Raw genomic sequence first — 2593 nt, 5'->3', positions numbered from 1 at the left:
GCCTCGCGGCGGTCGGGGGGCGGGGACGCCGACTTCCCGGTCGCCGGCTAGCCGGCGCCGGGCGGGCCCGGCAGGGGCACCTCGGCGGGCCGGGCCGGACCGGGGGCCGCGCGCACCTGACTAGGCGAAGTCGTCGTGATCGGAGAGGACCTGGTCGATGACCCGCCGGTGGAAGGCGGCCAGGTCCGGGTCGGTGTCGATGGTCTCGGACAGCATGAGCAGCGACTTCCACAGGGCCCAGCCCCGGGCCCGCGCCCACATGCCCTCGTCCTGGGCGACCGCTCGCCGGAACGCCTCGCGGCTGTCGCCGGAGAACATCGTCCACGCGATCACCAGATCGCAGGCCGGGTCGCCGACCCCCGAGGTGCCGAAGTCGATGACGGCCGCCAACTTGCCGTCCCTGACCAGCAGATTGCCGCTCGCGATGTCCCCGTGGAACCACACGGGTGCCCCGTGCCACTCGGCGGCGAGCGCGGCCCGCCAGACCTCGGCGGCCCGTTCGGTGTCGACGCGGCCTTCGAGGGCGGCGAGACAGCGGCGGGTCTCCTCGTCGTAGTGCGCCGGAGGGGCGCCCCGGTACCAGCTGTGCTGCCCGGCGACCGGGCCGCCGGTGGCGTCGCAGCGCTGGAGGGCGAGGAGGAAGTCGGCGAGGGCGACGGCGAACTGCGCCATGTCGTCGATGCGTTCGGGTGCGGACGTCTCGCCGTCCAGCCAGCCGCGCACCGACCAGGGGAAGGGGTACCCCTCGCCGGGGACGCCCTTGCCCAGCACGGCCGGGATCGCCACGGGCAGCGCGGGCGCCAGACGCGGCAGCCACGCGCTCTCCTTGTCGACCGCGGGGACGTACCCGGCGGCGGTGGGCAGCCGGACCGACATGTCGTCACCGAGGCGGTAGGTGCGGTTGTCCCAGCCGTCAACCTCCACCGGAACCACGGGTAAGTCGGCCCACTGCGGGAACTGACCGGCGATCAGCCTTGTGACCAGCGCGGCGTCGATGCCTGCGCGGCCATCGGGGGGTGTCGAAGCCATGGGCCGATGATCGCTCGAAAGGGCACACCCGCGCAACGGATTTGACACTTCCGATCCGTGATCGCTCCATCAGAATGGCAACGCATTGCCTTTGAGTTGCCAAGCGGGGCAAGATGGTACCGAGTCCACCGACTGAAGGGGTTTCCTCATGGCCACCCATCGGAAGTTCGGCGATCCCGCGCTCTTCGGCGAGGTCTGGGCCGACGACTACGACGACAGGACCAGCCTCGACCCCACGCCCGCCGTCGACTTCCTCGCCCCCCTCGCCAAGGGCGGGTCCGCCCTCGAACTCGCCGTCGGCACCGGCCGGGTGGCCCTGCCGCTTGCCGCCCGAGGCATCCGCGTCGAAGGCGTCGAGGGGTCCGCGAAGATGGCCGCGCGCCTGCGCGAGAAACCCGGCGGCGACGACGTCCCCGTGACCGTCGGCGACATGGCCGACGTCCCGGTCACCGGCCCCTTCACCCTCGTCTACCTCGTCTACAACACCCTGTTCAACCTTCTGGAGGCCGAGCGCCAGCAGGACTGCTTCCGCAATGTCGCCCGCGTCCTCGACGAGGACGGCGCCTTCGTGGTGGAGGCATATGTCCCCGACCCGTCGTTCTTCGACCGGGGCCAGCGCGTCCAGGCCCTCTCGGTGACGGAGGACTCCGCCACCATCGAGGTGTACCGCTTCGACCTGGCCGCCCAGCGCTTCCACAGCCAGAAGATCACCTTCGGCGCGGACGGCGTCCGACTGCGCCCCCACGCCGAGCGCTACTGCTGGCCCGCCGAACTCGACGTGATGGCGGCCCGCGCCGGCCTCCGCCTCGACCGGCGGGTCGCCGACTGGTCCGGCCGCCCCTTCGGCCCCGACAGCACCGGCCATGTCTCGGTGTACCGGCCCGAGCGATGACCCCGGATGCGATCGTCCTCGTCACCGGCGCCAACCGCGGCATCGGACGGGAGGCCGCCCGGCAACTCGCCCTGCGCGGCGCCCGGGTCCTCCTCGGCGCCCGCGACATCCGGCAGGGCGAGAACGCCGCCCGCGCACTCGACCGCGAAGGCGTCCACGTCACACCTGTGGCGCTCGACGTGACGGACGCCCGCAGTGTCACCGAACTCGCCGACCGGCTGGAGAAGGAGCACGGCAGGCTCGACGTCCTGGTCAACAACGCAGGTCACTTCCGCGGGGCCACCGCCGTCGACACCGACGCCCGGCTCCTCCGCGACATCCTCGACGTCAACGTCGTCGGCCCGGTCGCGGTGCTCCACGCCCTGCTGCCGCTGCTGCGCCGCTCCCCGGCGCCCCGCGTCGTCAACGTCTCCAGCACCACGGCCTCGTTCGGCCTCACCACCTCCGGCGCGGACCTGCCCGGCGACGCCTCGGCGCGCCTCGCGTACACCGCCTCGAAGGCGGCCCTCAACATGGTGACGGTCCAGTACGACCTCGCGTTTCGCCAGGACCCGGACCTGAGGCACATCAAGATCAACTCGGTGTCGCCGGGCTGGACGGCCACCGCCATGAACGACTTCCGCGCGCCCCGCACCGTCGAGGAGGGCGCCCGCGCCCTCGTCGACGGTGCGG

Annotated in this window: 3 protein-coding genes; 2 read left to right on the top strand and 1 reads right to left on the bottom strand. The window is 72.5% G+C overall.

The annotated features are described in order from the left end of the window. Nucleotides 1-120 precede the first annotated feature (120 nt). Nucleotides 121-1029 carry an aminoglycoside phosphotransferase family protein gene (locus tag AOK23_RS41470; RefSeq protein ID WP_055717566.1) on the bottom strand — a complete coding sequence of 303 codons (909 nt, stop codon included), beginning with the start codon at nucleotides 1027-1029 and terminating at the stop codon, nucleotides 121-123. A 148-nt stretch (nucleotides 1030-1177) separates the two neighbouring features. Between AOK23_RS41470 and AOK23_RS41465 the strand changes: the two genes are divergently transcribed. Then, nucleotides 1178-1921: a class I SAM-dependent DNA methyltransferase gene (locus AOK23_RS41465; protein ID WP_055717565.1), complete on the top strand. Its 744-nt coding sequence runs from the start codon at nucleotides 1178-1180 to the stop codon at nucleotides 1919-1921. Continuing rightward, a partial coding sequence (locus AOK23_RS41460) for an SDR family NAD(P)-dependent oxidoreductase (RefSeq protein WP_055717564.1) occupies nucleotides 1918-2593 on the top strand: 676 nt, incomplete at its 3' end. The genes AOK23_RS41465 and AOK23_RS41460, both read left to right, overlap by 4 nt.

The organism is Streptomyces torulosus (assembly GCF_001419765.1).
In the GTDB taxonomy this organism is placed as follows: Bacteria; Actinomycetota; Actinomycetes; order Streptomycetales; family Streptomycetaceae; genus Streptomyces; species Streptomyces torulosus.
The sequence above is the reverse complement of the archived record's forward strand: the minus strand, read 5'-3'. Positions and strand labels throughout refer to the sequence as shown.